Annotated in this window: 26 protein-coding genes; 12 read left to right on the top strand and 14 right to left on the bottom strand. The window is 62.6% G+C overall.

Annotated elements, in window-relative coordinates:
- Positions 1-65: 65 nt before the first annotated feature.
- Entirely contained in the window at positions 66-671 is a 606-nt protein-coding gene (locus V1273_RS14050; protein ID WP_334368202.1) for a TIGR00730 family Rossman fold protein, read from the top strand.
- 11 nt (positions 672-682) lie between these two features.
- Here the strand turns inward: V1273_RS14050 and V1273_RS14045 are convergent, their stop codons facing one another.
- The 4 genes from V1273_RS14045 to cysS form a co-directional block, all read right to left on the bottom strand.
- Positions 683-1060: a VOC family protein gene (locus tag V1273_RS14045; RefSeq protein WP_334409981.1), complete on the bottom strand. Its 378-nt coding sequence runs from the start codon at positions 1058-1060 to the stop codon at positions 683-685.
- Positions 1061-1190: 130 nt separating this feature from the next.
- Entirely contained in the window at positions 1191-2789 is a 1599-nt protein-coding gene (gene cimA, locus V1273_RS14040) for a citramalate synthase (RefSeq protein WP_334409980.1), read from the bottom strand.
- Complete coding sequence (locus tag V1273_RS14035; RefSeq protein ID WP_334409979.1) at positions 2786-3298, bottom strand: GNAT family N-acetyltransferase; 513 nt, start codon at positions 3296-3298, stop codon at positions 2786-2788. The genes cimA and V1273_RS14035 overlap by 4 nt, the downstream gene beginning before the upstream one ends.
- Before the next feature lie 114 nt (positions 3299-3412).
- On the bottom strand, positions 3413-4876 hold the full coding sequence (gene cysS, locus V1273_RS14030; protein WP_334409978.1) for a cysteine--tRNA ligase: 1464 nt from the start codon (positions 4874-4876) through the stop codon (positions 3413-3415).
- A 303-nt stretch (positions 4877-5179) separates the two neighbouring features.
- Here cysS and V1273_RS14025 point away from each other — a divergent pair, with 303 nt between their 5' ends.
- On the top strand, positions 5180-5488 hold the full coding sequence (locus tag V1273_RS14025; RefSeq protein WP_334409977.1) for a hypothetical protein: 309 nt from the start codon (positions 5180-5182) through the stop codon (positions 5486-5488).
- A 170-nt stretch (positions 5489-5658) separates the two neighbouring features.
- Positions 5659-6831: a DUF2865 domain-containing protein gene (locus tag V1273_RS14020; protein ID WP_334409976.1), complete on the top strand. Its 1173-nt coding sequence runs from the start codon at positions 5659-5661 to the stop codon at positions 6829-6831.
- Positions 6832-6841: 10 nt separating this feature from the next.
- Here V1273_RS14020 and V1273_RS14015 read toward each other — a convergent pair whose 3' ends face one another.
- The 3 genes from V1273_RS14015 to V1273_RS14005 all read right to left on the bottom strand — a co-directional run bounded on the left by V1273_RS14015 (position 6842) and on the right by V1273_RS14005 (position 10481).
- On the bottom strand, positions 6842-8590 hold the full coding sequence (locus V1273_RS14015) for an NAD+ synthase (protein WP_334409975.1): 1749 nt from the start codon (positions 8588-8590) through the stop codon (positions 6842-6844).
- A gap of 147 nt (positions 8591-8737) precedes the next feature.
- Complete coding sequence (locus V1273_RS14010; protein ID WP_334368194.1) at positions 8738-9091, bottom strand: diacylglycerol kinase; 354 nt, start codon at positions 9089-9091, stop codon at positions 8738-8740.
- Between the two features lies 1 nt (position 9092).
- Positions 9093-10481 carry a class II 3-deoxy-7-phosphoheptulonate synthase gene (locus V1273_RS14005; protein WP_334409974.1) on the bottom strand — a complete coding sequence of 463 codons (1389 nt, stop codon included), beginning with the start codon at positions 10479-10481 and terminating at the stop codon, positions 9093-9095.
- Between the two features lie 287 nt (positions 10482-10768).
- Between V1273_RS14005 and V1273_RS14000 the strand changes: the two genes are divergently transcribed.
- A complete protein-coding gene (locus V1273_RS14000) occupies positions 10769-11635 on the top strand; it encodes an alpha/beta hydrolase family protein (protein ID WP_334412211.1) in 867 nt (288 codons plus the stop codon).
- 7 nt (positions 11636-11642) lie between these two features.
- On the opposite strand, the gene V1273_RS13995 is transcribed toward V1273_RS14000, so the two are convergent.
- Entirely contained in the window at positions 11643-11906 is a 264-nt protein-coding gene (locus V1273_RS13995; protein WP_334368192.1) for a hypothetical protein, read from the bottom strand.
- Positions 11907-11981: 75 nt separating this feature from the next.
- Positions 11982-12194: a hypothetical protein gene (locus V1273_RS13990; protein WP_065745295.1), complete on the bottom strand. Its 213-nt coding sequence runs from the start codon at positions 12192-12194 to the stop codon at positions 11982-11984.
- Positions 12195-12384: 190 nt separating this feature from the next.
- On the opposite strand from V1273_RS13990, the gene V1273_RS13985 reads away from it, so the two are divergent.
- Both V1273_RS13985 and V1273_RS13980 read left to right on the top strand, forming a co-directional pair.
- Positions 12385-12975, top strand: a complete 591-nt coding sequence (locus V1273_RS13985; protein ID WP_334409971.1) for a cysteine hydrolase family protein — start codon at positions 12385-12387, stop codon at positions 12973-12975.
- Between the two features lie 79 nt (positions 12976-13054).
- Complete coding sequence (locus tag V1273_RS13980; RefSeq protein ID WP_334409970.1) at positions 13055-14131, top strand: flavodoxin family protein; 1077 nt, start codon at positions 13055-13057, stop codon at positions 14129-14131.
- A gap of 85 nt (positions 14132-14216) precedes the next feature.
- On the opposite strand, the gene V1273_RS13975 is transcribed toward V1273_RS13980, so the two are convergent.
- The 5 genes from V1273_RS13975 to rpiA form a co-directional block, all read right to left on the bottom strand.
- Positions 14217-15068: a 3-hydroxybutyryl-CoA dehydrogenase gene (locus V1273_RS13975; RefSeq protein ID WP_334409969.1), complete on the bottom strand. Its 852-nt coding sequence runs from the start codon at positions 15066-15068 to the stop codon at positions 14217-14219.
- Positions 15069-15164: 96 nt separating this feature from the next.
- Positions 15165-15428 carry a hypothetical protein gene (locus tag V1273_RS13970; protein WP_334409967.1) on the bottom strand — a complete coding sequence of 88 codons (264 nt, stop codon included), beginning with the start codon at positions 15426-15428 and terminating at the stop codon, positions 15165-15167.
- A gap of 168 nt (positions 15429-15596) precedes the next feature.
- Entirely contained in the window at positions 15597-16982 is a 1386-nt protein-coding gene (gene gor, locus V1273_RS13965) for a glutathione-disulfide reductase (RefSeq protein ID WP_334409966.1), read from the bottom strand.
- Positions 16983-17099: 117 nt separating this feature from the next.
- Positions 17100-17645 (bottom strand): DUF2059 domain-containing protein, encoded by a 546-nt coding sequence (locus tag V1273_RS13960; protein ID WP_028349790.1) that lies wholly within the window; start codon positions 17643-17645, stop codon positions 17100-17102.
- Between the two features lie 24 nt (positions 17646-17669).
- Positions 17670-18368 (bottom strand): ribose-5-phosphate isomerase RpiA, encoded by a 699-nt coding sequence (gene rpiA, locus V1273_RS13955; protein ID WP_334412210.1) that lies wholly within the window; start codon positions 18366-18368, stop codon positions 17670-17672.
- A 162-nt stretch (positions 18369-18530) separates the two neighbouring features.
- Here rpiA and V1273_RS13950 point away from each other — a divergent pair, with 162 nt between their 5' ends.
- The 6 genes from V1273_RS13950 to V1273_RS13925 all read left to right on the top strand — a co-directional run bounded on the left by V1273_RS13950 (position 18531) and on the right by V1273_RS13925 (position 25252).
- Positions 18531-19223, top strand: a complete 693-nt coding sequence (locus V1273_RS13950) for an HAD hydrolase-like protein (protein WP_334409965.1) — start codon at positions 18531-18533, stop codon at positions 19221-19223.
- Between the two features lie 140 nt (positions 19224-19363).
- Entirely contained in the window at positions 19364-20392 is a 1029-nt protein-coding gene (gene moaA / locus V1273_RS13945; protein WP_334409963.1) for a GTP 3',8-cyclase MoaA, read from the top strand.
- 211 nt (positions 20393-20603) lie between these two features.
- Positions 20604-21143: a TRAP transporter small permease subunit gene (locus V1273_RS13940; RefSeq protein ID WP_334409961.1), complete on the top strand. Its 540-nt coding sequence runs from the start codon at positions 20604-20606 to the stop codon at positions 21141-21143.
- Positions 21140-22747, top strand: a complete 1608-nt coding sequence (locus V1273_RS13935) for a TRAP transporter large permease (RefSeq protein WP_334409960.1) — start codon at positions 21140-21142, stop codon at positions 22745-22747. Before V1273_RS13940 ends, V1273_RS13935 begins: the two co-directional genes overlap by 4 nt.
- Positions 22748-22987: 240 nt before the next feature.
- Positions 22988-23569: a TRAP transporter small permease subunit gene (locus V1273_RS13930; protein WP_334368180.1), complete on the top strand. Its 582-nt coding sequence runs from the start codon at positions 22988-22990 to the stop codon at positions 23567-23569.
- 27 nt (positions 23570-23596) lie between these two features.
- Positions 23597-25252: a TRAP transporter large permease gene (locus V1273_RS13925; RefSeq protein WP_334368179.1), complete on the top strand. Its 1656-nt coding sequence runs from the start codon at positions 23597-23599 to the stop codon at positions 25250-25252.
- Positions 25253-25278: the final 26 nt, after the last annotated feature.

Raw genomic sequence — 25278 nt, 5'->3', positions numbered from 1 at the left:
TTTCTGCTGCATCAGCGAAATCAATCAGACTTGAGGTTTTCTGGGTGCAGTGCCACATGGTCTCCATGGATCAAATCAAAACTGTCTGTGTCTATTGCGGCTCCGGCGCCGGCTCCAATCCCCGTTTTGTCGAAGCTGCCCAAGCCCTGGGAAAAACTTTTGCCGAGAACAGTATCCGCCTCGTCTATGGCGGCGGATCGGTCGGGCTGATGGGCGAGATCGCCAAGTCCACCCTGGATCATGGCGGCCTCGTCACCGGCATCATCCCGGATTTTTTGAAATCGCGTGAACTTGCGCTGTCGCGTGTCCAGGAGATGATCGTCACGCCTGACATGCACGAGCGCAAACGGCTGATGTTCGAACGCTCGGACGCCTTCGTGGCGCTGCCCGGCGGCATCGGCACGCTGGAAGAACTGGTCGAGCAGATGACCTGGCAGCAACTAGGCCGCCACTCCAAGCCGGTGCTGCTCGCCAACATCGACGGCTTCTGGGAACCGCTGCTCTCGCTGCTCGCGCATATGCGCGCGACCGAATTTATCCGCCCGGCGTTCCCAATTGACGTGCTGATAGCCGACCGCGTGGAAGACATCCTGCCGCGCCTGAGTGCCCACGCCGCCCGTACGCCGGCGGCGACAAAGAAGCTTGCGCCGGAAGTGGCGCGGAGGCTTTAGGCCTCCTCGGCTCACTCGCTCGGAAACGTTACCGCTTCGATGCGGTTGCCATCGGGGTCGATGGCAAAGGCGGCGTAATATTTGACGCGATCATGCGGCCGAATGCCCGGCGCGCCGTCGGAACGGCCGCCGGACTTCAGCGCTTCTGCGTGAAACGCATCGACATCGGCAGTTGTTTTCGCGCGAAGGCAAATATGGGTGCCGCTTTCGGGCGCGACCGACGCCATGCCGGCGCGCAGGTTGATCCAGAATTCGGGGTAGGTTTTGCCGAAGCCGATGGTTGCGGGACGGGTGACGAGCCGTGAGAGGCCGAGGGCTGCGAGGGTTGCTTCATAGAAGCGCGCTGAACGTTCGAGGTCGCTGACGCCGACGGAGATATGATCGATCATGGAATGGCTCCTGCTCTCTCCCCGTCATTGCGAGCGCAAGCGAAGCAATCCATACTTTCTTCGCGGCGGGATGGATTGCTTCGTCGCTGCGCTCCTCGCAATGACGGCGGTTACACCGTCATCGCGCACCTCACGCCGGCGCGCCTGACTTCACCAGCTTGTAGACCACCGAATCCATCAGCGCCTGGAATGAGGCGTCGATGATATTGGGCGAGACGCCGACTGTGATCCAGCTATCGCCGTTTTCATCCTCGCTCTCGATCAAAACTCGCGTCACCGCTTCCGTGCCGCCATTGAGGATACGCACGCGGTAGTCGATCAGCTTCAGCCCCTCGATGTACTTCTGGTACTTGCCGAGATCCTTGCGCAAGGCGACATCGAGCGCGTTGACGGGGCCGTTGCCTTCCGCCGCCGAGATCAGGCGTTCACCGGCGACATCGACCTTCACCACCGCGAGCGCCACCGTGACGCGCTGGCCGTTGGCATTGTAGCGCTGCTCGACATTGACGTCGAACTGCTCGACCTTGAAATATTCCGGCACCCGGCCGAGCGTGCGCCGCGCCAGCAGATCGAACGAAGCATCGGCGGACTCATAGGCATAGCCGGCCGCTTCCCGCTCCTTCAGTTCATCGACCAGGCGCGCCAGCTTCGGATCGCTCTTGTCATAGGCGATGCCGGCGCGGTCGAGTTCGGCCATGACGTTCGAGCGGCCGGCTTGGTCGGACACCAGCACCTTGCGATGGTTACCGACCGCTTCCGGCAAAACGTGCTCATAACTGTGCGGATCCTTCATCATCGCAGAGGCGTGGATGCCGGCCTTGGTCACGAAGGCGCTTTCGCCGACATATGCCGCGTGGCGGTTCGGGGCGCGGTTGAGCATGTCATCCAACGTGCGCGACACCTTCATCAGCGTCGCCATCTTCTCGTCCGTGACGCCGATTTCCAACGCGTCGGAGAACTCGTTCTTCAGCCGCAGCGTTGGGATCAGCGAGCAGAGGTTGGCATTGCCGCAGCGTTCGCCGAGCCCGTTCAGCGTGCCCTGGATCTGCCGCGCACCCGCGCGCACCGCGGCCAACGAATTGGCCACCGCCTGCTCGGTGTCGTTATGGGCGTGGATGCCGACATGGCTGCCCGGGATGTGCTTGGTGACAGCGCCGACGATGGTCTCGATCTCGTGCGGCATGGTGCCGCCATTGGTATCGCACAGCACCACCCAGCGCGCCCCGGAATCATAGGCTGCCTTGGCGCAGGCGAGCGCGAAATCGGCATTCTCCTTGTAGCCGTCGAAGAAGTGCTCGCAGTCGACCATCACCTCGCGCCCGGCGGCCTTCGCAGCAGCCACGCTGTCGCAGATCGAGGCGAGGTTTTCCTCGTTGGTGGTCTCGAGCGCCACCCGCACCTGATAGGCCGAGGACTTTGCGACGAAGCAGATCGCATCGGCCTTGGCCTCGATCAGCGCGGCCAGCCCCGGATCGTTCGAGGCGGAACGGCCGGGACGGCGCGTCATGCCGAACGCGGTGAATTTGGCATGTTCGAGTTGCGGCTTTTCGGCGAAGAATTCGGTGTCGGTCGGATTGGCGCCGGGATAACCGCCTTCAACGTAGTCGATGCCGAGTTCATCGAGCATCTGCGCGATGATCTGCTTGTCGTGCAGCGTGAAATCCACGCCGTTGGTCTGCGCGCCGTCGCGCAGCGTGGTGTCGAACAGATAGAGGCGTTCGCGGCTCATGTCGGCGCTCCCGGCGCGGCGCTTGTCGCCAGCGTCTTCTGCATCGTGGTGTTGGCGAGCCATTCGCCGTTGAGCGAGACGGTATTGCGCTGCTTGGCGGTATAGCCGCGCTTTCTGAACAACGGCTCGGCCGTATCGCTGGCATCGACCGTCAGGGTTTTCGCGCCGCGCGCGCCCGCCAGTTTTTCCAGCGCATCGACCAGCATCGAGGCCACGCCCTGCCCGGCTACGCTCGGATGCACGTAGAGCATATCGATATGGTCAGCGCCCCTCAGCGAGGCGAAGCCGACCGGCGCGTTCTGGATGGTCGCGATCAGCGTCAACTGCCCGGCGAGCTTCTTGCCGAACGCGTCTTCGTCGTCGGCCGCCTGTGCCCAGGCTTCCTGCTGCGCCTCGCTATAATCGTCGCCGGTCAGCCCCTCGATGGCGGCAACGAAGATCGCCGCCAGCATTGGAACATCCGCCGGCAAAAACGGCCGCAAGCCGGGTTTTGGCAATGCCTGTCCCATCGCGTCAAAGCACTCCGAACAATCTCAGGACCAGCAGGACCGCGGCAACGATCAGCGCCCATTTGATGAAGATGTAGTAGCGCCAATGTTTTGGGAACGGCGTATCGGGACGGGTCATCGCGCAATCTCCCAAGTTGTTATTGGGTTGCCGTCGGCATCCTTGCCGTCCTTCAGCACGATTCCCATAGCGGCGAGTTCGTCGCGGATGCGGTCAGACTCCTTGAAATCCTTTCGAGCGCGAGCAGCAGTCCGCTCATAGATTTTGGTCTCTATGAACGGCTCTAAGGTCTCGTCCCAGGTCAGATCAAATTTCGTTTGCTTAGCTAGCAACTGGCGATGCCAATCCTTGAAAGGAGCTTCGATTAGTCCAATCAAGTTAGCCGAAGCTTTGAGTTTTCTCTGTAGCTCTATCTGCGCCAATCCAGACGAAGGGCCTTTTATCATCGCGTGGAGTTCGTGTAACCGAGCTATTGCCTTGGACGTATTCAAATCATCCTTGAGAGCAGCGCAAAAATCTCCGTCCACATCGTCGGAACTGACCCCATTGTCTGAAACCGTCCTTCGCCAACGATCGAGCACAGTTTGCGATTCTCTTAAACCAGCTACGGTCCAGTCGATTGGGGAGCGATAATGCGTCTTCAGCATATTGAGACGCAGCACTTCGCCCGGCCAATCCGCCAGCAGTTCCCTGATCGTGATGAAGTTGCCGAGCGATTTCGACATCTTCTCGCTTTCGACCTGTAGGAAGCCGTTGTGCATCCAGGTGTTCGCCATGCGATTGGCGTGAAACGCGCAGCAGCTTTGGGCGAGTTCGTTCTCATGGTGCGGGAACACCAGATCGATACCGCCACCATGAATGTCGAACTGCTCGCCGAGATGCGTCCAGGCCATTGCCGAGCATTCGATGTGCCAACCCGGACGGCCCGGCGTCGCAATCCCCGACGGCGACGGCCATGACGGCTCGCCTGGCTTTGCCGGCTTCCACAGCACGAAATCGGTATTGTCGCGCTTGTAGGGCGCGACGTCGACACGGGCGCCAGCGATCATCTCGTCGAGCGAGCGGTTGGCGAGCGCGCCGTAGCGCGGCAGCACCGCATTCGCGGCGTTCATCGCCTGCGGCGAAAACAGCACGTGGTCTTCGGCGACGTAGGCAAAGCCGCCGGCGACGAGTCTCTCGATGATCGCGCGCATCTCAGCAATGTGCTCGGTCGCGCGCGGCTCGACCGTCGGGCGCAGAGACCCGAGGGCATCGACATCCTCGTGAAACTGCTTTTCCGTAAGTTCGGTGACCTTGCGGATCGCCTCGTTCAGCGGCAGGCCCGGAAAATCCCGCGCGGCGCGGTCGTTGATCTTGTCATCGACGTCGGTGATGTTGCGGACATATTTGACGTGCGCCTCGCCGTAGAGATGGCGCAGCAGGCGGAACAGGACATCGAACACGATGACCGGACGCGCGTTGCCGATATGGGCAAAGTCATAGACGGTTGGTCCGCAGACATACATGCGGACGTTCTTCGGATCGAGCGGCACGAACGGCCGCTTCTCCTTGGTCAACGTATCGTAGAGACGCAATTCCATGGCGTACCCATCCCTTGCGGCCGGGCGTCCAGTGATCTCATTTTTGAGAAAAGACGGCCTCAGCCAGCGAATCGCTAGCTAATAATCTCGCGGCAAATGGCGCAGATGGCGAGGAGACCGTTCATGGTTCCAACCATTGCGGTATCGCAAGCACGGCGTCAAGGCCTTGCTTGTGCCCGATTTGGGGGCGATCAGGCCGCCGAACCCCGCCATTCGCAGCCGCCCTCGGCCCTCATGGTTAATCATTATTAACACTTTGGGCCTATTTCTGAGGGCGGTCTCTTCCCGCCGCCGGTGCCATCCATGCGACTTTACTCCGCACTCATTGTCTGTGCCTTCCTGCTCGCCGCCTCGGCCGCTGCCGCCGACAGCCGCGTCTTCATCGTGGCCAACCAGGCCGATGGTTACGGCGTGGACGAGTGCCTCGCCAGAGGCGACAAATGTGGCGCCCACGCCGCCCGCTCCTATTGTCAGTCACGGGAATTTGCGCAGGCCACCGCCTATCGTCGCGTCGAGCCCGACGAGGTCACCAGCGCGGTTCCGATCGGCGGCGGCAACAAGTGCTCAGGCCCGGCGTGCGGCGAATACGTCGCCATTACCTGCCAGCGCTAAACAGACCTAATCCTGCGATTTTAAGGGCCGGTTTGCCACACCCGCGCCCCGGAAACGACGTGACGCTGCCCCGAGAAGCAGCTATTGGATGCGGCCTTGGCCGCAGAACGCCGCCTTGGCCGCGTCATCAGGCTTTTTGAGCCGCGCGGATCAGCTCTCAATGGCCGGATATGCTGAAAATTCGCAACGCTTCCCTCTCCCTTCGAATTTTGACCTGCGCCATCCTGCTCGGCATCGCCGCCCCGGACGCACCCGCTTTGGCGCAGACGAACCAAGACGCCATGGCGCAGATGAACCAGGATGCCCCGCCCCAACAGGGCGCGCAGGCCAATCCGATCTGCATCCGGCTCGAAGGACAATTGGCGACGATCGACCGCGGCGCGGGCACCGGTGACCCCGCCAAGGATGAACAGATCCGCCGCTATCAGGAAGCCGAGTCCAAGCAGCAGGCCGAGTTCGACCGGGTCACGCTGCAAGCCAAGCGCATGGGCTGCGACAGCTCGGGCTTCTTCTCGCTGTTCAACGGTCGTTCCGCCCAGTGCGGCCCGGTGAACAACCAGATTCAGCAGATGCGCGCCAATCTCGACCAGATCACCACCAGCCTGGAGCGCCTGCGCAGCGGCGGCATCGGCGGCGCTGACCGCGAAAACCAGCGCCGCTCGGTGCTGGTGGCGCTCGCGCAGAACAATTGCGGCCCGCAATATGCCGCTGCCGCGCGCGGCCCCGGCAACTTCATCGACAGCCTGTTCGGCAACAACAACAACACGCTGCCGCCGCCGAGCGCCGATCTCGGCGCGCCATCCGGCACCTACCGTACCGTCTGCGTCCGCACCTGCGACGGCGCCTATTTCCCGGTCTCGTTCGCCACCGTGCAGGCCCGATTCCAGGACGATGAGCGGACCTGCAAAGCGCTGTGCCCGGCGGCGGAGGCGAACCTGTTCGCCTACCGCAATCCCGGCGAAGACATCAACCAGGCGGTCTCGATCAACGGCCAGCCATATTCATCGCTGCCCAACGCGTTCAAATTCCGCACCGAGTTCAACGCATCCTGCTCGTGCAAGCCTGCGGGCCAGACCTGGTCCGAAGCGCTGAAGTCCGTCGATGACAGGGCGGCGGTCGAACAGCAGGGCGACATCATCGTCACCGAGGAAAGTGCGAGGCGGATGCAGCAGCGCGGGCAGTCGAAAGGCGCGCCGCCGCCCAAGAAGGGTGCCGCGCCCGCAGGCACCACCGCCGCCGCGCCTGCACCGGCGACGGCTCCGGCTGACACGGCGGCCCCGACCAACGACAAGGACAAGCCGATCCGCACCGTCGGCCCGACCTTCATCCCGCCGAAGCAGTAGGCGAAACGCCCTACCCTTCGAATGCATCCGCCGAGGCGCGGCCGGCGCGGGCGACCAGCTTTTCGTCGGGCGCGGGCAGCGCCTTGCCGTTGTCGCGGAAGCGGTTGGTGATGGGATAGCGGCGGTCGCGGCCAAAGTTCTTTTCGGTCACCTTGACGCCGGGCGCAGCCTGCCGCCGCTTGTATTCGGCGATGTTGAGCAGGCGATCGATCCGCGTCACCATATCAGCCGGGAAACCGGCCGCGATGATCGTGGCCAGCGGCTCCTCGCGCTCGACCAGACGCTCCAGTATGCCGTCCAGCATCTCGTAGGGCGGCAGTGAATCCTGGTCGGTCTGGTTCTCGCGCAGCTCCGCCGTCGGCGGGCGCGTGATGATGTTGACCGGGATCACCTCGCCCGACGGCCCGAGCGCGCCGTCCGGCTTCCACTCGTTGCGCAGACTCGATAGCCGGAACACTTCGGTCTTGTAGATGTCCTTGATCGGATTGAAGCCGCCGTTCATGTCGCCATAGAGCGTGGCGTAACCGACCGACATTTCCGACTTGTTGCCTGTCGTCACCACCATCGCGCCGGTCTTGTTGGAAATCGCCATCAAGAGCGTGCCGCGGGTGCGCGCCTGCAAATTCTCTTCGGTGATATCGCGCGGCAGCCCGGCAAATGGTCCGGAGAGGATTTTCTCGAAACCGTTCACCGCATCGGCAATCGGCAGCACCTCGTAGCGGATGCCGAGTGCTTTGGCGAGTTTCGCGGCATCGTCGAGCGACACCTGCGCGGTGAAGCGGAACGGCAGCATCACGCCGCGGACCTGATCGGCGCCGAGCGCATCGACAGCGATGGCCGCGCACAGCGCGGAATCGATGCCGCCGGAGATGCCGAGCAAAACGCCCGGAAAGCCGTTCTTGCGGACGTAGTCGCGCAGGCCCAGCACGCAGGCGGCGTAATCGCCCTTGTCGCCCTCGAGCAGGGGCATTACGGGGCCCGAGCAGCGCCAGCCGTCGGCGCCCTTGGTCCAGCGCAGCGTGGTGATGCTTTCTTCGAACGCGGGCAGTTGCGCCGCCACCGACAGATCGGCGTTGAGCGCGAACGACGCGCCATCGAACACCAGTTCGTCCTGCCCGCCGATCTGATTGAGATAGACCAGCGGCAGCCCGCTCTCGGTGACGCGGGCGACCGCAATCGACAGCCGGAGGTCGTTCTTGTCGCGCGCGTAGGGCGAGCCGTTAGGCACCACGAGAATTTCCGCGCCGGTCTCGGCGAGGCACTCGACGACGTTCTCGTATTCCTCGGACTCTTCGAGCCAGATGTCCTCGCAGATGGGGACGCCGACGCGGATGCCGCGGACCGTCACCGGCCCGGCGGCCGGACCGCGCGCGAACAGCCGCTTTTCATCGAACACGCCGTAGTTCGGCAGGTTCGCCTTGAAGCGCAACGCGGCGATGCGGCCCTGATCGAGCAGCGCGCAGGCGTTATAGAGCTTGCCGTCCTCGACCCACGGCGTGCCGATTAGAACAGCCGGTCCCCCGCCCGCGGTTTCGCGCGCCAGCTCTTCGACCGCGGCGCGGCAGGCGGCCTGAAAGGCTGGCTTCAGTACCAGGTCTTCCGGCGGATAACCGCAGATGAACAATTCGGGCAGCAGCAGGAGGTCGGCGCCATCGGCCGCAGCCTTGTCGCGCGCCGCGCGGGCCTTGGCGGCATTGCCTGGCACGTCGCCGACCGTCGGGTTCAACTGCGCCAGCGTGATCGTAAAGGTGTCGGTCATGGGAGCGATGGTGCCTTGCACAAGAGCAAACTGCAATTGCTCGCTTTGATAGCGTTGTCGAGCGAAGGGGATACCGGTTCGCGCGAAGAAAACGCGTCAAAACAAAAACTTAGATATGCAGTTCTGATCCTGATCAGAACCGCATATCTAAATAGCGCCCATGCGTTCCGCGAGGGCGAACAGCCAGAACAGGCCGGCCATCAACAGCGCCACGCCGACCGCCGCCGACCCCATATCCTTGACCTGCCCGATCTTCGGATCGTGATCGGTGGTCAGGCGGTCGGCGAGCTTTTCGATCGCGGTGTTGAGCAGCTCGACCACCAGGACAAAGGCGACGGCCGCGACCAGTTCCACGCGGCGCATCGTGGTCGCACCGATCAGCCAGGCCAGCGGTACCGACAGCGCCAATGCGAACAGTTCCTCGCGGACGGCCTGCTCCGAGCGGATCGCAAAAGCGAGGCCGTTACGCGTGTTGATCGTGGCCCGCCAGAGTCGCAGCAAATCAAAGTCCCGCTGCGGCCGGCATCGGCTGAGCTTTCCCGGCGCGTTCCTGCTTCAGCAGTTCGGCAATCAGGAAAGCCATATCGATCGACTGTTCGGCGTTGAGGCGGGGATCGCAGACCGTGTGGTAGCGGTCGTTGAGGTCCTCGTCGGTGATGGCGCGCGCGCCGCCGATGCATTCGGTGACGTCCTGTCCGGTCATCTCCAGATGCACGCCGCCGGCATGGGTGCCTTCGGCGGCGTGGATCGCGAAGAACGACTTCACCTCCGAGAGCACCCGGTCAAACGGACGGGTCTTGTAGCCTGATGTCGAGGTAATGGTGTTGCCGTGCATGGGATCGCAAGACCAGACCACAACCCGCCCTTCCCGCTGCACGGCGCGGATCAGCGGCGCGAGATGATCGCCGACCTTGTCGGAGCCGAAACGGTTGATCAGCGTCAGCCGTCCCGGCTCGTTGTCGGGATTGAGGATGTCGATCAGCTTGAGCAACTCATCCGGCTTCAGCGAGGGGCCGCATTTCAGGCCGATCGGGTTCTTGATGCCGCGGAAATATTCGACATGGCCGTGGTCGAGCTGGCGGGTGCGGTCGCCGATCCAGATCATGTGGCCTGACGTCGCGTACCAGTCGCCGGTGGTGGAATCCACCCGGGTCAGCGCCTGCTCGTAGCCGAGCAGCAGCGCCTCGTGGCTCGTGTAGAAATCGGTGGCGCGCAGTTCGGGATGGCTTTCGAGATCCAGCCCACAGGCGCGCATAAAGTTCAGCGCGTCGGAAATTCGATCCGCCAGTTCCTTGTACCGGCGTGACTGCGGGGAGTCGTTGAGGAAGCCCAGCATCCACTGGTGCACGCTGCCGAGATTGGCGAAGCCGCCGGTCGCGAATGCGCGGAGCAGGTTCAGCGTCGCCGCCGACTGCCGGTACGCCATCAACTGGCGCTGCGGATCGGGGATGCGCGCTTCCGGGGTGAAGGCGATATCGTTGATGATGTCGCCGCGGTAGCTCGGTAGCTCGACGCCGCCAACCTTTTCCATGTTCGACGAGCGCGGCTTTGCGAACTGCCCGGCGATGCGGCCGACCTTCACTACCGGCAGCGCGCCGGCATAGGTCAGGACCACGGCCATCTGCAGCAGCACGCGGAAGAAGTCGCGGATGTTGTTGGCGCCGTGCTCGGCAAAGCTCTCAGCGCAATCGCCGCCCTGCAGCAGGAAGGCCTCGCCGGCCGCGACGCGGGCGAGCGCCTTCCTCAGGTTACGGGCCTCGCCGGCGAACACCAGCGGCGGAAACGTCGCGAGCTGCGCCTCGACGTCGGCCAATGCCTTGGCATCGGGATAATCGGGGACCTGCAGCACCGGCTTGGTGCGCCAGCTATCGGGCGTCCACCGCTCGGACATGACGTTAACTCCTGAGCAAAAACCGCAACTTATCCGCCTTCGTTAAAACTTCGGCGCGACCAAAGTCGGGAAGACCAAGGCGAAGCCTCGCGGCTGAGCCGGGTCGAAGGTTACGAAGGCCGGGTTATACACAGGCCGCGGGCCGACCGCCAGTTAGATTTCCGGTAGTCCTGACAAGCTCTTGCGGCGAAATCCGAATTCGCATTTGTTATGGCCGCTCGCAAAGCTGGCAGGAGAACACGGTGGCCGAGCCGGGGCTGGACGACATATTTAGCGACGACATCACGATGCCCGCGACGGATGGATATCCCCTTGCCGCGACGCTGTTTCTGCCCCGCGGGGCCAAACGCCATGCGGTCCTGGTCAATTCAGCGACCGCCGTTCCCCGCAAGCTCTACCGGGGCTTTGCCAGTTACCTCGCCCACCGCGGCTGCGCGGTTCTGACCTACGACTATCGCGGCACCGGCGACTCGAGGCCGCAGGCGCTAACCGGCTCCATCAGGCCGAAATCGCTGGTCGGCTTCAAGGCCTCGATGTCGGACTGGGCAGCCCAGGACATCACCGCGGCGGTCGCCTGGATGCGGGAGCGTTACAAGGCGCTGCCCTTCGCCTATGTCGGGCATTCGTTCGGCGGCCAGGCGCTCGGCCTGTTGCCGAACAATTCGGAGATTTCGCGTGCACTCCTGATCGCCGCACAAGCCGGCTACTGGAAACTGATGACGGCGCCGGAGCGCTACCGCGTCTATGCCCTGCTCAATTTTGTCGGCGCTCCGTTGACCCGCGCGCTCGGCTACATGCCCGGCAAGGCCGGCCTCGGCATGGATCTGCCGAAGGATGCATTTTTGCAATGGGTCGGCTGGGTGATGAGCCCGCGCTATCTGTTCGACGATGCCAGGCTCGAAGCCGTGCAGAATTTCCCGAAATACCAGGGCGCGTTGCGTGCCCTCTGCATGTCCGACGATCCCTGGGCAACGCCGCCGGCGGTCGAATTGTTGTGTTCGGGATTTACCTCGACTGCGCCTGAGATCATCACGGTGAGGCCTGCGGATACTGGCGTGAGCAAGATCGGGCATATGGGATTTTTCCGGCCCGAGCATCGCGACACGCTGTGGCGCGGGGCCGCGGAATGGATCCAGGCGGAGGTCCGCGCGTAACTTGCGATCAGCCCGCGCACCGGGGACATTGGCCGTCCGCGGCCTCGCCAAGCTGACGCGCGAACTCGCTCCTGACAGCTTGCACCGGCCAATGGGTGCCATCGCTCCTGACAATTTTTCTTGCGCGCTCGAAAGCATGGCTCTCGGCGGCGTCATCGCCGACGCGAACAATCACATCCCAATGGAAAGGGCATGCTGCCGTGGCGCGTGTGGTCTCCAACGCGTAGCGCACCGTTGCTGTCAGATCGTCGGCATCGACCTTCACGGGCATGAACAGTCCCTTCTCTGCGCGAGGTTGACCATCGGGCAGTGAGACCACGCATATGGTTCGCCTGGCGGTCCGCGTTCACCTCACAACGGCGGCCGCGTCACCGTCGTCGCCGGGCAAGACGTATTCGACCGCCAGCAGCCCGCCTTCGACGATGAGAAACGCAACCGCGCCGCCTAGCCAGCCGAAATACGCAATTGCGAAGCCCAACAGGAGCAGCGCACATACGACATCCGCCAGGATCTTGCCGCTCCGCTCGATCGCGTCCTGTCCTCTGGAAAAGTAAGCCATGGCCTTTCCATCCACGCATCATCAACCATGAATGCAACGTGGCACAAAGGCGGGAGTTCCGTTCACTCTCGGCCGCCGAGCCTCGGTCGCGACGTTACGCGCACCTGGCACGGCCGGACGTTCCCGGCCAGCTGTTGAAACCAGCTCCCATTTTCCGAATTAGCCTTCTCAATGAGGCGAGAGGCCACTCATGGAAGGATTTCGCGACGCCGCACATCTGTGCATCGACATGCAGAACATCTTCGCCAGGGGCGGCGTATGGGAAACGCCATGGATGGAAAAGGTATTGCCGGTGATCGCGCAAATCGCCGCACGATATCGGGAGCGGACGGTATTCACGCGCTTCATTACACCCGAGCGGCCGGAAGACCGTCGCGGCCAGTGGCGCGTCTACTTCACCAAATGGCAGCGCGCGACGCGCAGCGATCTCGCGCCCGGCGCGCTCGACATCGTGCCGGCGCTAGCACGATATTCACCGCCGGCTCTGGTCGTCGACAAGCCCGCCTATTCGGCGTTCTTCGGATCGCGGCTCGGTCATCTGCTGGTCGAGCGGCATGTCGGCACAGTGGTGGTGTCAGGCGCGGAGACCGATGTCTGCGTGCTTGCTACGGTGCTCGGCGCGGTCGATCTCGGCTTTCGCGTCGTCATCGTGCAGGATGCGCTGTGTAGTTCCTCGGACACCGGCCATGATGCGCTGATGACCATGTACCGGACGCGGTTCAACGAGCAGATCGAGCTGGTCAGCGCCGCGGAACTGTTCGACATGTGGCGTCCGGACTAGATCTCCGGCCAGCCCCCGGAACCGCCGCTCCGGCTCCAACGTTGACACGGCAGCCATCATCGCGCGAAAGGATCGATCCATGGCGGCGCCGGACGTTCGCAAGGAAATGCCGCCCGTCAAATTGCCGCGCGAGGAATTCGAGAGGCGCTATCGCGGCCGCTTTGTCGATCCGGTCTTCCAGCCGCTGCATCGCGAGCTCGACGCCGTCGTCGCGGCGGCATGGGACGCCTATAGTCATTCCCGCAAAGCCCCGCTGACGCGCAAGGCGGGCGCGGGCTTCGTCGATCCCGAGTACGAAATCGCGGTGGACTGGCTGGCCGCACGCGAGGCTATTCTCGAAGCGCAGCGGCGCCACGACGATGCTGCAGCGCAGCCGCGCATCCTCGTCATCAACGGCTCGGCGCGAAGCGAGCATACCTGCCCCGGCGAGGCGTCCAAGACGTGGCGGCTGGTCAAGCTCGCCGAGCCGGTGCTGGTCGAAATGGGATTTGCGGTCGACATTCTGGATCTGTCGCGGCTAACGTCGGAATATGGACGGCAGATTCATCCCTGCAAATCCTGCGTCGCCACCGCGATGCCGCTCTGCCACTGGCCCTGCAGTTGCTATCCGAACTATTCGCTCGGCCAGACCGACGACTGGATGAACGAAATCTATCCGCTCTGGGTGGCCGCGCACGGCATCCTGATCGTGGCGCCGGTGAACTGGTATCACGCGCCGACGCCGCTGAAGGCGATGATGGATCGCCTGGTCTGCGCCGATGGCGGCAATCCCGATCCGACCTCGACGCACGGCAAGCATGCCGACCAGGCCAAGGCGCTCGAACTGAAGGGATGGTCCTATCCGCGCCATCTGGCCGGCCGGCATTTCGGCCTCGTCGTGCACGGTGACAGCGCGGGCACGGAGACGCTGCGCCGCTCGCTTTCAGACTGGCTAACCGACATGTCGTTAATCTCGGCTGGCCGCACCGCCGAAGCCGAGGGCTACATCGGCTACATGGAGCCCTACGCCACCTCGCACCAGGCACTCGACGAGGACCGGGAATTTCAGGAGGAGGTGCGCAACGCGGCACGCGCGCTGGGAAATGCGGTGAGGCTGGCGCGTGAAGGCAAATTCGAGAATCCGGCGAGGGGTCTTGCCGATCCGAATCCGAAATGACTTCGTAGGATCGGTGGAGCGACTTGTCCGCCGTAGGTCGCCAGCGAAGGCGGAAGCGATACCCATCCTAGATGCTGTCGCTCCCCTACTTCCCGTAACTATAAAACCCCTGCCCGGTCTTGCGGCCGAGATGACCGGCGGCGACCATTTCCTTCAAGAGCGGCGCGGGGCGGTATTTCGGATCGTTGAAGCCCTGGTAGAACACCTCCATCACCGACAGCATGGTGTCGAGGCCGATCATGTCGGCGAGCGCCAGCGGGCCGATCGGGTGATTGCAGCCGAGCTTCATGCCGGCGTCGAGGTCTTCCGCGGTCGCCAGTCCCTCCTGCAGCGCAAAGATCGCCTCGTTGATCATCGGGCAGAGGATGCGGTTGACCGCAAAACCCGGGCTGTTCTTTGCCGTGATCGAGACCTTGCCGATCCGCTTTGCAAAGGCTTCCGCCTTGGCATGGGTATCGTCGGAGGTTTGCAAGCCCCGGATCAATTCCAACAGCGCCATCAGCGGCACCGGATTGAAGAAGTGCATGCCGATGAAGCGGTCCGGCCGGTCGGTCGCCGCCGCGAGTTTCGTGATCGAGATCGACGATGTGTTGGTGGCGAGCAGCGCCTGTGGCCGCAGTTTTGGACAGAGGTCCTTCAGGATTTTCATCTTCAGGTCCTCATTCTCGGTCGCCGCCTCGATCACGAGATCGCAGGTGGAAAACTTCGCCGTGTCCGTGGTCGTCGTAATGCGCGCCAGCGCCGCCTGCCGGTCGGCGTCAGTCATCTTCTGCTTGTTGACGAGGCGCTCCAGGCTGTTGGCGACGACCGACATGCCGCGCGTGAGGGCGGCATCGGAGATGTCGGTCATAACGACGGGAAGACCGGCTGCGGCACAAACCTGAGCAATGCCGTTACCCATGGTGCCCGCGCCTACGATACCGATTGATTCGATCATGGAGATAGCTCCGCTATTGAATATTGAATGGTTGCCTGCACCGTTATCAGAGTGCCGCAGCCATCGGTAGCCCTTGGCACGCCTACTCGGCCGCCTCTAGGACGCATCGGGGTCGCCGAAAACCTGATAGAGCACATGCCGGAGTTCAAACTGGTTGCAACCGCGAGAGGCAATGTTGCCGCGAGCATCGGGCACCTCGAGCTCCCACCCCTCCTCGACGTCCGACCAATAAAGCAGCTTGTCGTCGAGAACCGCCACCACAACAACGAATTCTCCGGGGCAGTCACTCACGCCGGCTGTACGTGGACGGATCAGCGCGCCTTCGAGTGCCGCCCGATGCTGCGGATGAAGCGATGCCATGTCCGCTGCGAGCCGACTCGTTACGGCAAAAATTTCGGGCTCGCGCGACACAGGACTCTAACCTAGGTCAATTGCCAGCGAGTTGGATGGAGGAGCGAATTAATACCCATCTATAGCGCTTCACGAAAGGCGATGGGTATCGCTTCGCTCCACCCCATCCTACGGATTTTACTCCGCCGCCTGCCGCACATACCGTGCCGTCGGCGTCCGCATGGTCACCAGTTCCTCGGCCGCCGTCGGGTGCAGCGCAATCGTCGCGTCGAAATCGGCCTTGGTGGCCTTCATCTTCACGGCGATGGCGACCGCCTGGACGATCTCGGCGGCGGTGTCGCCGACGATGTGACAGCCCAGCACGCGGTCCGTCGTGCCGTCGACCACGAGCTTCATCAGCACGCGGGTGTCGCGGCCGGACATCGTCGCCTTGATCGGGCGGAAATCGGCCTTGTAGATGTCGACATGGCTTACTTGCGCACGGGCCTGCGCTTCGGTCAGGCCGACGGTGCCGACCTCGGGCTGCGAGAACACCGCCGTCGGAATGGTGGCGTGGTCGACTGCTACCGGCCGCTTGCCGAACACGGTGTCGGCGAAGGCATGGCCCTCTCGGATCGCAACCGGCGTCAGATTGAGGCGATGGGTGACGTCGCCGATCGCATAGATGTTGTCGACCGACGTCTTCGACCACTCATCGACGGCAATGCCGCCATTGGCGGGATTGATGACGACTCCGGCCTTTTCGAGCCCGAGATTGGCGACGTTCGGGTGCCGGCCGATCGCGAACATCACCTTCTCCGAGGCGATGCTCGAACCGCTGGACAGATGCGTGGTGTATTCGTTGCCGTGCTTGTCCACTTTATCGATGGTACAGCCGGTGATGATCGTAATCCCCTGCTTCTCCATCTCGGCGCGCACGTGCTTGCGGACGTCCTCATCGAAACCGCGCAGAATATTGTCGCCGCGATAGATCACGGTCACGTCGGAGCCGAAGCCGGCAAAGATGCCGGCGAATTCCAGCGCGATATATCCGCCGCCCTGGATCACGATGCGCTTCGGCAATTCCGTGAGGTGAAACGCCTCGTTGGAGGAAATCACGTGCTCGATTCCGGGGATCTCCCGCCCATGGTTGGGCGCGCCGCCGGTCGCGATCAGGATGTATTTTGCGGTGACCGTTTCGCCGGTCAACAGGCGCAGCGTGTGGGCGTCTTCCAGCACCGCGCGCGTCTTGACGATGCTCGCGCCTGATTTCTCGACATTGGCGGCGTAGATGCCTTCGAGGCGGGCGATCTCCTTATCCTTGTTGGCGACCAGCGTCGGCCAATCAAAGGAGAATTCGGGAATGGTCCAGCCGAAGCCTTTTGCGTCCTCGATCTCGTGGCGGACATGCGAGCCGAGCACGAACAGCTTTTTCGGCACGCAGCCGCGGATCACGCAGGTGCCGCCCATCCGGTATTCTTCGGCAACCATGACCTTTGCGCCATGGCCGGCAGCGATGCGGGCGGCGCGAACGCCGCCCGAACCACCACCGACGACGAACAGATCGACGTCGAACTTTGCCATCTTAACCCGCCCGAAGTCGCCCGTTTGCTCTCTTATATCTGTATTTGACGCGTTTTCTTCATGCGAACCGGAAGTCCACCCTCGGATCAAGGTCCGAGGGCATGCTTCGCTTGAAGATCAGATATCCTTGCCGCGCTTCTTCATCTCGGCGCGGAACTGGCCATTGATGACTTCAGCAAATTGCTGCGCCCACTGGTTCATATAGGACATGCTGAACTGAATGGCGCGGGGCTCGTTCGCGAGCAGCTTCTGGCCGAGCGGCGACTTGTAGAAGGTCACGAGGTCCTTCAACTCCTGCTCGGTGAACTCATTGGCGTAGACCTGCGCCATGCCTTCGCCGATCTCCTTTTCGCGGCCGGCGAGATTCTTGGCCACGATCACGGCGACCTCGTTGAGATCCTTCTGATAGTTCAGATTGCTCTGCATCAGCACGTTCTTGGTCTGCTCGACGAGATTGGGAACGGCGTTGGCATACATCGCCGCCGCGTTCTTCATCGCCAGGATTTCCTTGGCGGCGGCGATCGCCGCCGGTGAGCCGGGCTTGAGTGGCGCGGTCGCAGGCGCCGCGGGCGCGTTCTTCTGCTGCGCGCCGGCCGGAGCGCCGGTCAGGGCCAGACCTACCGCAAGGCCGGCCGCCGACAAAATCCGTGAAAGCCTCTTCATTCCAATTCTCCTCGATTACCGGCGTTACCGCCGCTCAACTACGCGAATTCCCTGGGCACCTGCCAGGACGGCGGTGCTGGCCAAGCCAATGAACAACCCGTGTTCGACGACACCCGGGATCAGGCTCAACAGGCCCGCCAGACGCGGCGCATCGGCGATGCGCCCGAGATGGGCATCGACAATCCAGTGGCCGCCATCGGTGACAAAAACGTGGCCGTCCTTGCCCTTGCGGAGCCTCATTTGCCCGGAAACGCCGCTTTGGGCAAATGCCGCGGCCATGGCCCGCTGGGTGGCGGCCAGCCCGAACGGAATCACCTCTACAGGTAGGGGGAAGCGGCCGAGAACATCGACCCATTTGGTATCGTCGGCAATCACGATCATGCGATCGGACGCCGCCGCCACGATCTTCTCCCGGAGCAGCGCCCCACCGCCGCCCTTGATCAGGTTGAGGGCGGGATCTAGCTCGTCGGCACCATCGACGGTGAGGTCGAGCCGGTCGACTTCATCGAGCGTGGTCAGCGGAATTTTGCAGGCCTCGGCCTGGGCGCGGGTCGCTTCCGAGGTCGGCACGCCGATCACCTTCATCCCGCCGGCAATCCTCTCGCCGAGCAGTTCGACAAAATGCTTGGCGGTCGAGCCGGTGCCGAGCCCGAGCTTCATGCCATCCTGCACATGCTCCAGCGCCCGTGCCGCCGCTTGCCGCTTAAGTTGGTCCATATCCACGTTGACGATGCTCCCCAGAATCCGCCGATCCGCGGGCGCATGTCTAGCGTCGTTTTGGCCTTGGGAACAGCGCCGTGGCCCGTCTAAATTGCCAGAAATAGGTTGTCCGCTGTGTCGGGGCTGCACTTGCATGAAGGCCCGCCTGCGGATAGCGAATTCCGGATGAGCCTTCCCCGCACTGTTGTCTTCGACCTCGACGGCACGCTGGTCGACACCGCGCCCGACTTGATCGCCGCCCTCAATTTCGTGCTCGATCGCGAAGGATTGCCGCCGCTGCCGCTGCGTGCCGCGCGCAACATGATCGGCGCAGGCGCCCGCAAGATGATCGAACGGGGGCTGGAACTGGCAGGCCGTGCGATAAGCGCTGGCGACATCGACCGGCTCACCAGGGATTTTGTCGATTATTACGGCGCCCATATCGCCGTCGAATCGCGCCCCTTCGAGGGGCTGGAGGCCGCGCTCGACGATCTCGAGGCGCAGGGCTGTCGTTTTGCGGTCTGCACCAACAAGCTGGAATGGCTGTCGAAGCGGCTGCTCGACGAACTGGGCCTGAGCGGACGGTTCGCCGCGATCTGCGGCGCCGACACGTTCGGCGTCGCCAAGCCCGACCCCGTGATCCTGCGGCAAACGGTGGCGCGCGCTGGCGGGGATATTGGCGCGACCATCATGGTGGGTGACGCGGGACCTGACGTCGGCGTCGCCAGGCGGGCCGGCGTTCCCGTGATTGGCGTCGAATTCGGCTACACCGACGTTCCGATCGCCCAGCTTAGGCCCGACCGGCTGATCGGGCATATGCGCGAATTACCGGCCGCCGTGGATGGGCTCAGCGGCCGCTTTACGGATTTAACTGTTTGATCTTACAGTTATTATTTGATCGCCATAGGCCCCCCGCCTGCCCCCGCGGCCCCCTTTCAGAGGTTGCGATTGTAGGCGCCTTACAAGGTGCCTAGATTATGCTAGCGAACCAGTACGCGGCCCCTTTAGAGGCAGTTTGAATGAGCGGCTCCCCGTCACCCGATCATCTGATACGTCCGATGGTCGATCCCTTCGGCCGGACCATCCGGTATCTGCGCGTGTCGGTGACCGATCGCTGCGACCTGCGCTGCTTCTACTGCATGTCCGAGGACATGACGTTCCTGCCGAAGAAGGATCTCCTGACGCTGGAGGAACTCGACCGACTGTGCTCGGCCTTCATCGCCAAGGGCGTGCGCAAGATCCGCCTCACCGGCGGTGAGCCGCTGGTCCGACGCAACGTGATGTCGCTGGTGCGCTCGCTGTCGCGGCATCTCGGAACCGGCGCACTCGATGAGCTGACGCTGACCACCAACGGCTCGCAACTGGCGCGCTTTGCGGCCGAACTGCGCGACTGCGGCGTCCGCCGCGTCAACGTCTCGCTCGACACGCTCGATCCCGCAAAGTTCCGCACCATCACGCGCTGGGGCGATCTCGACCAGGTTCTGGCCGGCATAGAGGCCGCGCGGAACGCAGGGCTTGCGGTCAAGATCAATGCGGTGGCGCTGAAGAACGTGAACGAGGAAGAGATCCCCTCGCTGATGGATTGGGCGCACCGCAAGGGCATGGCGTTGACGCTGATCGAAGTCATGCCGATGGGCGACATCGGCGAAGGGCGGATCGACCAGTATGTGCCGCTGTCGCTGCTCCGTGCCCGCCTTGCGCAGCACTACACGCTGACCGATCTCGACGACGACACCGGCGGCCCCGCTCGCTACGTCCGCGTCACTGAGACCGGCGGCAAACTCGGCTTCATCACGCCGATGACGCATAATTTCTGCGAGTCCTGCAACCGCGTACGGATCACCTGCACCGGCACGTTGCACACCTGCCTCGGCCATGAGGATGCCTCCGATTTGCGCAAGCCGTTGCGGGCTTCCGCGGAGGACGACCTGCTCTCGGCAGCGATTGATCGCGCCATCGGGCTGAAGCCGAAGGGCCACGACTTCATCATCGACCGTCGGCATAATCGCCCGAGCGTCTCGCGCCACATGAGCGTGACGGGCGGCTAGTAACCGCAGCCCCATATCGTCCGACGCATTTTCCGATTGACGCTGTTGCAGCGCGCTGGAATGGTGCGGCTGCTTCACGCCAGCATGGCTGGACAGGCCACCGCACCTAAACGGAGCGGCAAAGACGGCGGAAGCGCAAAATGGGAGGACGATCGATGCAATCGATCGCGACATCGGCGATGGCGTCGTGGCCGCCGCCCGGGCAGGTATGATGCGGCCGTTGTTAGCGCTCAGTGCCGGCATCGATCTGCTCAACGAAAAGATCGGCAATCTCTGCAACCTTCTGGTCCTCGCAGCGTGCACGGTCAGCGCCGGCAATGCGATGATCCGCTACGCGTTCGGCTATAGCTCCAACGGCTGGCTCGAACTGCAGTGGTACATGTTCGCCATCTTCGTGATGTTCGGCGCCTCCTACACCTTCAAGCGCAATGAGCATGTTCGCGTCGAAATCTTCTATTTGATGCTCTCCGAACGCGGCCAGCTCTGGCTCGACCTGATCGGAACACTGTGCTTCCTGATCCCGGCCTGCCTGCTGCTGACCTGGCTGTCCTGGCCGTTCTTCCTGCAGGCCTACGCCGTCGGCGAGGAATCCAGCAACGCCGGAGGCCTGTTGCGCTGGCCGATCAAGCTCGTCGTGCCCGCAGGTTTCGTGATGCTCGCACTGCAGGGCGTCTCGGAGGTCATCAAGCGCGTCGCCGCGCTGCAGAATCTCGTGACCATCGATGCCAGGTACGAAAGACCGGTGCAATGATCACGCTGGAAATGATGCCGCCGCTGATGTTCGGCGGACTTATTCTGGCGATGCTGATCGGCTTTCCCGTCGCATTCACGCTGGCGGCGGTCGGATTCTCGTTCGGCTTTCTCGCGATCCATCTAGGCTTTTTCGACTTCAGCTTCATGCAGGCGATTCCGGGCCGCATCTTCGGCAGCGTGCTGGCCAACGAATTGCTGCTGGCGATCCCTTTCTTCACGTTCATGGGCGCCGTCCTCGAACGATGCGGCCTGGCCGAAGACATGCTGGATTCGATGGGCCAGTTGTTCGGCCCGGTGCGCGGCGGACTAGGCTACTCCGTCATCATCGTCGGCTTCATTCTCGGCGCGATTACCGGCACGGTGGCGGCTCAGGTTATCGCCATGGCACTGATCTCAATGCCGGTGATGATCCGCTATGGCTACAACATGCGCTACATCACCGGCGTGCTGGCGGCCTCGGGCACCATCACCCAACTGGTGCCGCCGTCGCTGGTGCTGATCGTATTGGCCGACCAGCTTGGCAAGTCGGTCGGCGATATGTATCTCGGCGCTTGGGGACCATCATTATTCCAGATCGCGCTGTTCGCCGGCTACACCTTTGTGCTCGGCATCATCAAGCCGGACCACGTGCCGCCGGTGCCGAGGTCGGCGTTGACGCTGACCGGCTGGCCGCTGTGGCGAAAATGCCTGATGGGAATCATCCCCTCGGCGGTGCTGATCTTCGTCGTGCTCGGCACCATGATGCTGGGCCTGGCGACGCCGACCGAAGCCGGCGCGATGGGCGCCGTTGGCGCCGTCGTGCTTGCTGCAATACATCACAAGGAATTCAGCGCGGCCGGCAACAGGATTCTGCTGATCGGCATCGTCGCCGCAGGCGTCGGAACGATTCTCGGAATCCTCTACACGGGCAGCTTTCTCTTCAAGATCGCCTTCGCAATCACCTATCTCGCCGTGATCTGGATTTGTCTGGAAGCCGTGCGCATTCCCGACCTCCGCGACCTCATCCGTCAGGGCTATCAGTCGACGATGCGCCTCACCTCGATGGTGGTGTTCATCCTGATCGGTTCGACCTGCTTTTCCGTGGTGTTCCTCGGCGTCTCCGGCGGCGTCTGGCTGGAGCACATGCTGACCTCGGTACCCGGCGGGGTCTGGGGCTTCCTGATCTTCATCAACCTGTTCATCTTCTTCCTGGCGTTCTTCCTCGACTTCTTCGAGATCGCCTTCATCATCCTGCCGATGGTTGCGCCGATTGCGCAAAAGGTGCTGGCGCCAGTGGTCGGCGCGGATGCGGCTTTGATCTGGTTCGGCGTGATGTTGTGCGTCAACATGCAGACGTCGTTCCTGCATCCGCCGTTCGGCTTTGCGCTGTTTTACCTGCGCGGCGTGGCGCCCAAGGAAGTCAAGAGTTCCGACATTTATTGGGGGGCGATCCCCTGGATCGGCCTGCAGGTCATCATGGTCGTGCTGGTGATCGCTTTCCCCTGGACCGTTACCGCGTTGCTGGACAAGCCGGTGAGCGCGGAGGATCTCAGCAAGATCAGAATTGAGGTTCCGCAGATCGAATTGCCGCCGCTGGATTTAGGTCCGCTCAAGCAGCAGTAGAAACTGATCCGGCAAACAATGACTCGTTGACGAAATTGTGCCCACAGCCTGCCGCCCAGGCCAAGGCGCAATGGTATTCCGCAGACGAAATATTCCCCTTCAATATCAACAAACTTCCGATTGACGGCAGCAGCGAGCGCTGGTTTGGTGCATCGGCTTCATGCTAGCTCGGCAGGATAAGCCGGCTGCGCCTAACCGCGCGGTCAAGACGGCAGAGGCGTCAGTCTGGGAGGGTCATCGTTGCAATCGCTTTTGAAATTGAGCCGGGGAATCGACGCGTTCACGCGGTGGACGGGCAAGCGCCTGGCGTGGCTCATTCTGATAGCCGTGCTCATCTCGGCCACCAACGCGGTCGTGCGCAAGACTTTCGACGTGTCGTCGAATTCCTGGCTGGAGCTGCAGTGGGTGCTGTTCGGCGTTGTCTTTCTGCTGTGCTCGCCATGGACGATGCTCGACAACGAGCACATCCGCATCGATATCGTAAACAACATGTTTTCCAAGCGCTGGCGGGATATCGTCGACATCATCGGCCATGTATTTTTCCTGATGCCACTCTGCATCGTGATGATCGTCACCGGCGGTCCGTTCTTCATGCGCTCGGTTGAAATCAACGAACAGTCCGGCAATGCCGGTGGTCTGCCGCAATGGCCGGCCAAATCGCTGATCATCATCGGGTTCGTGTTCCTGTTCGCTCAGGGCATTTCCGAACTGATCAAGCGAATCGCCGTGATGCGCGGCCTGATTCCGGATCCACACGCATCGCAGATACATGCTCTCGAAGCCGAGGTCGAACACCTCGTCGAGGCGATCGAAAAACGCTGATCGTCGGCGCGATCTCAGGGGGACTAGATGACTGCTTTTCTCATCGCCAACATGGCGCCGATCATGTTCGCGTCACTGGTGATTATCCTGCTGCTGGGCTATCCGGCGGCATTTTCGCTCGGCGCGGTTGGACTGATCTTCGCCTTTGTCGGCATCGAGCTTGGCGAGTTCCGCCCAGACTTCCTGCAAGCGCTGCCTGAGCGCGTCTACGGCGTGATGAACAACGACACGCTGCTCGCCATTCCGTTCTTCACGTTCATGGGACTGGTGCTCGAACGGTCGGGCATGGCCGAGGATCTGCTCGATACGATCGGACAATTGTTCGGCACGATCCGCGGCGGCCTCGCCTATGCCGTCATTTTCGTCGGCGCGTTGCTCGCGGCGACCACAGGTGTCGTTGCCGCTTCCGTCATCTCGATGGGCCTTATCTCGCTGCCGATCATGTTGCGCTATGGCTACGACCGAAGGATGGCGTCCGGCGTCATCGCCGCTTCCGGTACGCTGGCGCAGATCATTCCTCCCTCTCTCGTCCTGATCGTGATGGCCGACCAGCTCGGCAAGTCGGTCGGCGACATGTACGAGGGCGCGTTCGTCCCGGGAATCGTGCTTGCTGGCCTGTATGCCGGCTACGCGTTCCTGGTAAGCATGATCTTTCCCAAGGCTGCTCCGGGTCTGCCAGCGGATGCGGTCGGTTTTCGCGAGCCTGATGGCAGCCGCGGACTTTGGTCGCTCGGCGTCCTCTTCATCGTCAGTTGCGTTTTCGGCTGGTTCATGATGCGCCATTCGGAGGCGCGCGGAGCCGACTACGTCGTGCTCAGCATGTTCTACGGCATCCTGTTCGCCTTCTTCGTGGCGGTGGCGAACTGGCTCATTCATAAGTTCACCGGCTTCCGTTTCCTGTCGGCGATGGCGCAGCAGACGACCTTCGTGATGGTGCCGCCGCTATTCCTGATCTTCCTGGTGCTCGGCACGATCTTCGTCGGCATTGCCACGCCGACCGAAGGCGGCGCGATGGGCGCGGCCGGTGCACTCATTCTCGGCGCCGCCAAGCGCCGGCTGAGCTGGGATCTGATCCGGCAAGCGACGGAATCGACGGCCAAGCTGTCGGCCTTCGTGATCTTCATCCTGATCGGCGCGCGCGTTTTCTCGCTGACGTTCTACGGCGTGAACGGCCACATCTGGGTCGAGCATCTCTTGACCTCCCTGCCCGGCGGCCAGATCGGCTTCCTCCTTTTCGTCAACGCCCTCGTCTTCGTCCTGGCCTTCTTCCTCGACTTCTTCGAACTGGCCTTCATCATTATTCCGTTGCTCGGACCCGCGGCTGAAAAGCTCGGCATCGACCTGATCTGGTTCGGCGTCATTCTCGGCGTCAACATGCAGACGTCGTTCATGCACCCGCCGTTCGGCTTCGCGCTGTTCTATCTGCGCTCGGTGGCGCCGAAGGAATCCTATATCGACCGCGTCACCGGCAAGCGCATGGACCCGGTGACAACCGGCCAGATCTATTGGGGCGCGGTGCCGTTCGTCGTGATCCAGGTCATCATGGTGATATTGGTCATCATGTTCCCGGCGATGGTGATGCACTACAAGGGCGCGGCGTCGACGATCGATCCGAACTCGATCAAGATCGAGGTGCCGCAGATCGAATTGCCGCCGCTGGATTTCGGGCAGCCCAAACAGTAGCGCCCTCGCTCACGTCATCCGCTTCA

The organism is Bradyrhizobium sp. AZCC 1721, assembly GCF_036924715.1.
Lineage (GTDB): Bacteria > Pseudomonadota > Alphaproteobacteria > Rhizobiales > Xanthobacteraceae > Bradyrhizobium.
This window is presented reverse-complemented; position numbering and strand designations above follow the sequence as displayed.